At 55.7% G+C, this 7392-nt stretch carries 7 protein-coding genes and 2 pseudogenes; 7 read left to right on the forward strand and 2 right to left on the reverse strand.

Annotation, left to right across the window (positions count from 1 at the left end; translation table 11 throughout):
- A partial coding sequence (locus CPT76_RS30590) for a Gfo/Idh/MocA family oxidoreductase (protein ID WP_258168980.1) occupies positions 1–459 on the forward strand: 459 nt, incomplete at its 5' end.
- 4 nt (positions 460–463) lie between these two features.
- On the opposite strand, the pseudogene CPT76_RS30595 reads toward CPT76_RS30590, so the two are convergent.
- Positions 464–1134 (reverse strand): annotated as a pseudogene (locus CPT76_RS30595) (CidB/LrgB family autolysis modulator).
- The gene (locus tag CPT76_RS30600; protein ID WP_105445593.1) at positions 1134–1505 is read right to left on the reverse strand and encodes a CidA/LrgA family protein; all 372 of its coding nucleotides are present in this window, start codon (positions 1503–1505) and stop codon (positions 1134–1136) included. The pseudogene CPT76_RS30595 and the gene CPT76_RS30600 overlap by 1 nt, the downstream one beginning before the upstream one ends.
- Positions 1506–1706: 201 nt before the next feature.
- Between CPT76_RS30600 and cidR the strand changes: the two genes are divergently transcribed.
- The 6 genes and pseudogenes from cidR to CPT76_RS30625 form a co-directional block, all read left to right on the forward strand.
- Complete coding sequence (gene cidR, locus CPT76_RS30605) at positions 1707–2600, forward strand: cidABC operon transcriptional activator CidR (protein ID WP_105445544.1); 894 nt, start codon at positions 1707–1709, stop codon at positions 2598–2600.
- 277 nt (positions 2601–2877) lie between these two features.
- Positions 2878–3924, forward strand: a complete 1047-nt coding sequence (locus tag CPT76_RS30610) for an MATE family efflux transporter (RefSeq protein ID WP_219845484.1) — start codon at positions 2878–2880, stop codon at positions 3922–3924.
- Complete coding sequence (locus CPT76_RS38515; protein ID WP_219845485.1) at positions 3902–4246, forward strand: MATE family efflux transporter; 345 nt, start codon at positions 3902–3904, stop codon at positions 4244–4246. Before CPT76_RS30610 ends, CPT76_RS38515 begins: the two co-directional genes overlap by 23 nt.
- Positions 4247–4402: 156 nt before the next feature.
- Positions 4403–4945, forward strand: a complete 543-nt coding sequence (locus CPT76_RS30615) for a MarR family winged helix-turn-helix transcriptional regulator (RefSeq protein WP_105445545.1) — start codon at positions 4403–4405, stop codon at positions 4943–4945.
- Positions 4939–6665 (forward strand): annotated as a pseudogene (locus CPT76_RS30620) (ABC transporter ATP-binding protein). The gene CPT76_RS30615 and the pseudogene CPT76_RS30620 overlap by 7 nt, the downstream one beginning before the upstream one ends.
- Positions 6662–7392 (forward strand): ABC transporter permease (locus tag CPT76_RS30625; RefSeq protein WP_146116484.1); only part of this gene is annotated, 731 nt, incomplete at its 3' end. The pseudogene CPT76_RS30620 and the gene CPT76_RS30625, both read left to right, overlap by 4 nt.

Below are 7392 nucleotides of genomic sequence, written 5' to 3' on the forward strand. Positions count from 1 at the left end.
ACGCATATGGTCGACATGCTCCGGTATACGGCCGGTGAAGTTGAAGAAGTGTATGCGCTTTACGGGGACCGGGTCAAGCGGAGCCAGGTGGACGGCGTAGAGGTCGCCGACGTAGGAACGGTTACGCTCCGCCTAGCGAGCGGCGTAGTAGCGAACATCTCCAACACATGCGTCCTGCCGGAAGGCGGCGGGCTGAGCCAGACGGGACTGACGTACTATACGGACCGGGGGATCGTCGATTGGAACCCCCAGCGGCTGCAGTTGGCGGCGCCCGGCGTCACGACAGAATATACGGAGCAGGGGAGCCCCTATGTACGCGAAACGGAAGCGTTTCTCCATGCGCTGCGCACCGGAGACCGCTCCCGTATTCTTTCAAGCTATGAGGATGCCTGCCGGACGCAGGCCGTGACTTGTGCCGCGTTGGCCTCGGCATCTACCGGCAAGCCGGTCCGCCTCTAACTCCTTACCACATCAGCATGAGCAGCGGCGCCGCGCCGAGCGTGAACAGGGCGGCCAGAATCATCGAGACGCTGGAGATCGCTCCGCTCATCGAGCTGAAGCCGAAGGCCACGGACGTCCCCGTCCCGTGGGCGCTCGTGCCGAGCAGCACGCCGCGGGCGATTTCGTTCTCGATCCGCAGGAGGCGCAGAATCATCGGCCCGAGCACGGAGCCGAGCAGGCCGGTCATAATGACGAAGACCGCCGTAATATTCGGCACCCCGCCGATCGACCTGCGATACGTTCATGGCGATCGGCGTCGTGATCGAGGCGGGGGATCGTCACCAATGAAGTGTCCAGCTTCAGCCCTTTGGCGAGCACCGCCGAAGAGATCATAGCCATGAAGGAACCGGTAAGCACGCTGACGACGATTTCGACGGCGTGCTTTTTGAGTACTTTAAAATTTTTATAGAGCGGCACCGCAAAGGCGACCGTCGCAGGCTGGAGCATATCGCTCAGCCATTTCCCGCCGGCGTTGTAATGTTCATAGGGAATATGCGTGCACAGCAGGAAAATAATAATGATGCAGGGCGTCACCAGCAGCGGCGACAGATACACTTTGGGATACCGCTTATACAATCGTTTGGCTGCCATGTAGATCACGAGGGTTAGCAGCAGACAGATAAGACCGATCATCATGACACCTTCCGTTCTTTATGTTTGGCAATGCGCGCGGCGGTCAAGCCGGAGCTGGCCATGACCACAATCGTGCTGAAAATAACGACGAGCAGGATTCGCACCCCGTCGCTCTCCAGCATCGCAAAATATTTCATTACCCCGACGGCAGCCGGGATAAAGAAGAGCAGGAGCTCGGCGAGCAGCCAGTTCGCTCCGACTTCGATCCATTCGAGCTTGACGACGCCGGATTCGAGCAAAAGAAACAACACGATGATTCCGAGAATGCTGCCCGGCACCGGCAGATGCAGCAGACCGGCCAGCTGGTTCATCGCATATGAAAACAGCATTAAAACGGCGACCTGAAAGATCCCTTTGACGGCATGCTTCATCAATTGTTTTCGCCTTCCTTTCATTTATAATGAAAATTTTACAGCATTCATTTTCATAGGTAAAATGCATATATCGAATGGATATCATTCCATATGGCTATGGCATAAGGATGACGTATAAGTTGAATAATTGAAATGGATGGTAGGGCAAGTACGTAAAATGTCCCCGATTGACTTACTCAAGGAAAAGGAGAACGACGTATGGACATCCGCCAATTGCAGTATTTTATGGAGGTCGCCCGGCTGCAGAGTTTTACGAAGGCGGCGGAATCGCTCTATATCACGCAGCCGTCGATCAGCAAAACGATCCGCAACATTGAAGAGGAGCTTGGCGTTACTCTGTTTGACCGTTCGGGCAAAAAGGTGGTGCTGACCGATGCGGGCCGCATTATTTACGAGCAGGCGCAGCCGATCGTGAAGTCGTTTCAGAGCTTGTCCTCCGAGCTCGGCGATTTGAAAAACCTGAAGAAGGGACATATCCGCCTCGGCCTGCCGCCGATGGTCGGATCGAGCTTTTTTCCTGAGGTGATCGGGCAGTTTCATCAGAAGTACCCGCAGGTGACGATGCAGATCTTTGAGGACGGCGCCAAAAAGGTTGAGGTCGACGTGGAGAGCGGTTTGCTCGACATTGGCGTCGTGGTGCTGCCGACCGACGACTCGCTGTTCCACTCGTTTTCGTTCGTCCGAGAAAACCTGATGCTGCTGGTGCACCCGTCTCACCGTCTTGCGCACCGCGAGTGCGCCGGTCTTGCCGATTTGGCGGAAGAGAACTTCGTGCTGTTCCGGGAGGACTTTGCGCTGCACGACCGGATCATTACGGAATGCGTCAAGGTCGGCTTCCAGCCGCATATCGTTTACGAAAGCTCCCAATGGGACTTGATCAGCGGCATGGTCGCCGCCAATTTGGGCATCGCCCTGCTGCCGGAAACGATCTGCCGGGAAATCAACCGGGAGCGGATCCGGATTATGCCGCTGGTGGAACCGGTCATTCCGTGGCAGCTGGGGATGATCTGGCGCAGGGACCGTTACCTGTCCTATGCCGCGAGGGAATGGATCGCGTTTACGCAGGGGAAATTGATGGAGGACAGGGGGTAACCGGGCAGACTGGAACGCATTATCTTTAATGTGGTTGCAAGAAAAAACCGCATTTACCCACACCTCCTCAGACCTCCTATTTTTGCTTTTGAAGCGTTTTGAATTCAGACATGTATCTCCTCATTATTTTTATATTTCACAACCCTTATACGGCTCTATAGGTGCCTTAAAACTCGTGTTTTCATGCGATTTCAGTCTGATATAATAAAAGATGGAAATGCGCATTTCTACGGAAACTACGAGCGAAAAGGACTGATTTACCATCAACCACGATGAAATGAGCAGCCGGTTTGCCGCGGGGAGCATCCCTAAGCTGCTGTTGTCTCTTGCACTTCCGGCGATTGCGGCTCAAATCGTCAACGCGCTGTATAATGTCGTCGACCGGATGCTGATCGGCAGGATGCCGGGAGGCGGCACCTTTGCATTAACCGGACTGGGCATCGCCTTCCCGCTGATCATGACCATCTCGGCGTTTGCGGCTCTCATCGGCCTTGGCGGCGCTCCGCTGGCCTCCATGAAACTGGGGGAAGGAACCAAGGAAGCGGAGAAGCTGCTCGGCAGCTGCTGCCTGATGCTCCTGCTCGTCTCGGGAGTGCTGACGGCGGTACTGCTGTGTTTTCACCGTCCCCTATTGATCGCCTTCGGGGCGAGCGGTAAAACACTGCCCTATGCCAGCGATTATATGGGCATCTATTTGCTAGGGACGGTCAGCGTGCTGATGTCCCTTGGGCTGAATTCTTTTATTTCCATTCAGGGTTTTGCCAAAACGGCAATGGCCACGGTCTGTGCCGGAGCTGTGCTGAACGCCATCCTGGCACCCCTTTTTATATTTCCGATGCATATGGGAGTCCGCGGGGCCGCCTTGGCAACCGTCATTTCCCAGACTGCGTCCGCTATATGGGTGCTGTCGTTTCTTACATCCAGGCGCAGCCACCTCCGCCTTCGGCTCCGGAACCTGCGGCTGAACCCCCGCATGGCGTGCCGCATCCTTGCGCTGGGGCTGTCCCCTTTTATCATGCAGTCGACGGAAAGCCTGATCCAGATCGTGTTTAATGTTTCCCTTGCACGGTATGGAGGCGATTTGTATGTGGGCGCAATCAGCATTCTGACCAGCCTCATGCAGCTGTTTTCCCTGCCTTTATCCAGCTTTGCGCAGGGAGCGCAGCCGGTCATCGGCTACAATTATGGATCGGGAGACTATGCAAGGGTGAAGGCGGCGATCCGGTTTTGTACGGCCGTTTGCGGTGTCCTCGGCATCCTCATGTGGGCAGTGGCGGTGTTTTTTGCCGCGGTTCCCCGTCATGATTTTCACGGATCAGGCTGAATTGATTGCGCTGACGGAAAGGCTGATGCCGGTCTTTTTTCTGGGGACGTGCATTTACGGCATTCAGCTGGCGCTGCAGCAGATGTTTCTTGCGCTTGGGCAGGCTAAGGTGTCCATCTTTATTGCCGTCCTGCGTAAAATTATTTTGCTGATTCCTTTGGTTTTTGTGCTGCCGGAGTTCATATCGCCCAAAGCCGATGCCGTCATTATGGCCGAGCCAATTGCAGATGCCTGCGCGGCGGTCACCTGCTGCATCTTGTTTGCGGCGACGGTCAAACGTCTGCTGCGGAATCCTGATCTTGCAAGCACAGCCGATCCATGAACAAAATATTGTTGGACTTTATTAGATATGTTTTAATTGACATATAAAACGGAAAGGTCATATAATTAGGTTGCCTATTTAATTGGTAACCTAATTATTTTTTGTGCGGGATATCATCCTTCATAGCACGTTTGGGAAAGGAGGATTGTTGGCGTCATGAACGACGATGGCAACAACCGTCAGAAAGCCTTCTGCCAGGGTACCGAATCGCAGGAGCATGATCAGCACCACGAAACCGTTGTCCAGCTGCTTCAGGCGGTCATGCGATTTAACAGGGGTGAGTTTCGCCACCGGGTAATCGAAGGCTTAAAGATGAGCGAGATGGGGCTGATGGTCCTGCTCATGCGCCATGTCGAGCCGGATAGCCCGGGACTGAAGGTGTCCGAGATCAGTGGGATGCTGGGGGTCACTTCTCCGACCGTCACCCAGTTTGTCAAAGCGCTGGAGAAGAAGAAATGGATCATACGGACGCCGGATGAGGCGGACCGAAGGGTGGTCCGGATCAAGCTCAGCGAAGAGGGGCGGGAAGCGATTATCCAAGCCCGTAAGGCGACGATCCATTCCTTCAAGGGGCTTGTCGATCACCTGGGCATCGAGGAGAGCGAGAAGCTGTCCGAGCTGCTGACCAAGGCTTATAAGTATTATGAAAGCAAAACGCAGAATGATTCATCGGATGGAGGTGAAGTGTCAACATGCTGAAGCTTTTTCGTTCATTGAAGCCGTTCTGGCTTCTGATCCTGTTCACATTTGTGCTTGTGTTTCTGCAGTCCATGTCGGACCTGTATCTCCCGACGCTGATGTCGGACATCGTGGATAAGGGCATCATCGAGGAGACATTCCTTACATTTGGAAAATCGGCGGCTTTATGCTGGCCGTAGCTCTGGGGGGAGCCATTTGCTCCATCGCCGCGAGCTACCTGTCCGCCAAAGTGGCGGGCGGATTCGGCAGATCGATGCGCAGCCGGGTATTCCAGCATGTCCAGAATTTCTCCCTGCAGGAATTCGACAAGCTGGGCACGGCTTCGCTCATTACCCGCACCACCAATGACATCGCCCAGACCCAGCAGGTGCTGACCATGATGCTGCGGATGATGATCAGCGCGCCGATGATGTGTATCGGCGGGATTATTATGGCGGTGTCCAAGGACGCCAAGCTGTCTCTGATCATCGTAGTGATCGTTCCGGTGCTGGCTGGCTCTATTGCCATCATAGCCGGTATGGGAATGCCGCTGTTCAAGGCGATGCAGGTCAAGCTGGACAAATTAAACCGGGTGCTCCGCGAAAACCTGACCGGGATCCGGGTCATTCGTTCGTTTAACCGGATTCAGCATGAGCAAGAGCGTTTCAAGGAAGCCAACTACGATCTGACCAGCACAGCGGTCCGGGTCAACAAAATCATGGCGGCCATGATGCCGATCATGATGATCGTCATGAACTTATCGACCATCGCCATCGTCTGGTTTGGCGGCCTGCGCATCAGGGACGGACATATGCAGGTTGGGGACCTGATGGCTTTTATCCAGTACGCCATGCAGATCATGTTCTCCCTGATCATGGTTTCCATGGTCTTCGTCATGGTACCGCGCGCTTCCGCATCCGCTGCGCGTATTAACGAGGTGCTCAGCATTACGCCGGATATCGACGATCCGCTCGTTGCACAATCCTCTGAAGAAGGACGCGGCTATCTGGAATTCCGGGACGTGACGTTCAGTTATCCGGGCGCGGAGCAGCCGGCGCTGTCGGGGATTTCATTCACCGCCAAGCCGGGGGAGACAACAGCGATTATCGGCGGCACCGGTTCCGGCAAGTCGACACTGCTCAGCTTGATTCCGCGCTTCTATGATGTGGCGGAAGGCAGCGTGCTGGTCGACGGGGTCGACGTCCGCGAGATGACGCAGGAGGAGCTGCGCGCCAAGATCGGCTTCGTGCCGCAGAAGGCGCTGCTGTTCACCGGAACGATTGCAGACAATATCCGCTACGGCAAAAGGGACGCCACCGATGAAGAGATCCGCGAAGCGGCGGATATCGCCCAGGCGACCGAATTTATTATGAATATGAAAGACGGCTTTGAGTCGGAAATTGCCCAGGGCGGAAACAATGTGTCCGGCGGGCAGAAGCAGCGCCTGTCCATCGCGCGGGCGCTGGTACGCAGACCGGAAATCTATGCGTTCGACGACAGCTTCTCGGCGCTTGATTTCAAGACGGATGCGAAGCTGCGCAGCGCGTTGAAGCCGGTGACGCGGGACGCGACCGTTCTGCTCGTGGCGCAGCGGGTCAGCACGGTCATGGACGCCGACCGGATCATCGTCCTCGACGAAGGGCGGATTGCCGGCATCGGCACCCACCGCGAGCTGATGGAGACCAGTGACGTTTACCGCGAAATTGTATCCTCACAGCTGTCAGAGGAGGAGATCGCATGAGTGAGCAAACAAGAAGACCCGGACCCCGGATGGGAGGACCCCGGCATCCAGGCGGCCATCCCGGCCAGATGATGCCTGCGCAGAAGGCCAAGGACTTCAAGGGCTCCCTGAAGCGGCTGGTCGGCTACCTGCGGCCGCGGCGGGGGACGCTGATCGTTATTTTTCTGACGGCGATTCTTAGTACGGTGTTCAGCATCGCGAGCCCGAAAATTCTCGGCAAGGCGATCACCAAGCTGCTGGAAGGCGTCATCGCGATGGCGAAGGGGACGCCGGGCGCCGGTATTGATTTTACCTACATCACCCAAATCCTGCTGATTCTGATTGGTCTGTACCTGTTCAGCGCAGCGTTCAGCTATATTCAGCAGTATCTGATGGCCGGCGTGGCGCAGAAGGTCGTGTACGATATGCGGGAGCAGATCAACGCGAAGCTGTCGCGCCTGCCGCTGAAATATTTTGATTCCCGGACGCATGGGGAAATCTTGAGCCGCGCGACCAACGACGTCGACAACATCAGCACCACGCTTCAGCAGAGCTTGACGCAGCTGATCACGTCGATCGTGACGCTGGTCGGCGTCATCGTGATGATGCTGTCGATCAGCCCATGGATGACGCTGATTCTGATCGTGACGCTTCCGCTCAGCTTCATCGTCATTAAAGCGGTAGCTTCCCGGTCCCAGAAGCATTTTATGGCCCAGCAGGCTTCNCTGGGACAGCTCAACGGCCATGT

Origin of the sequence: Paenibacillus sp. AR247, from assembly GCF_002968895.1 — a bacterium.
Taxonomy (GTDB): domain Bacteria; phylum Bacillota; class Bacilli; order Paenibacillales; family Paenibacillaceae; genus Paenibacillus_AQ; species Paenibacillus_AQ favisporus.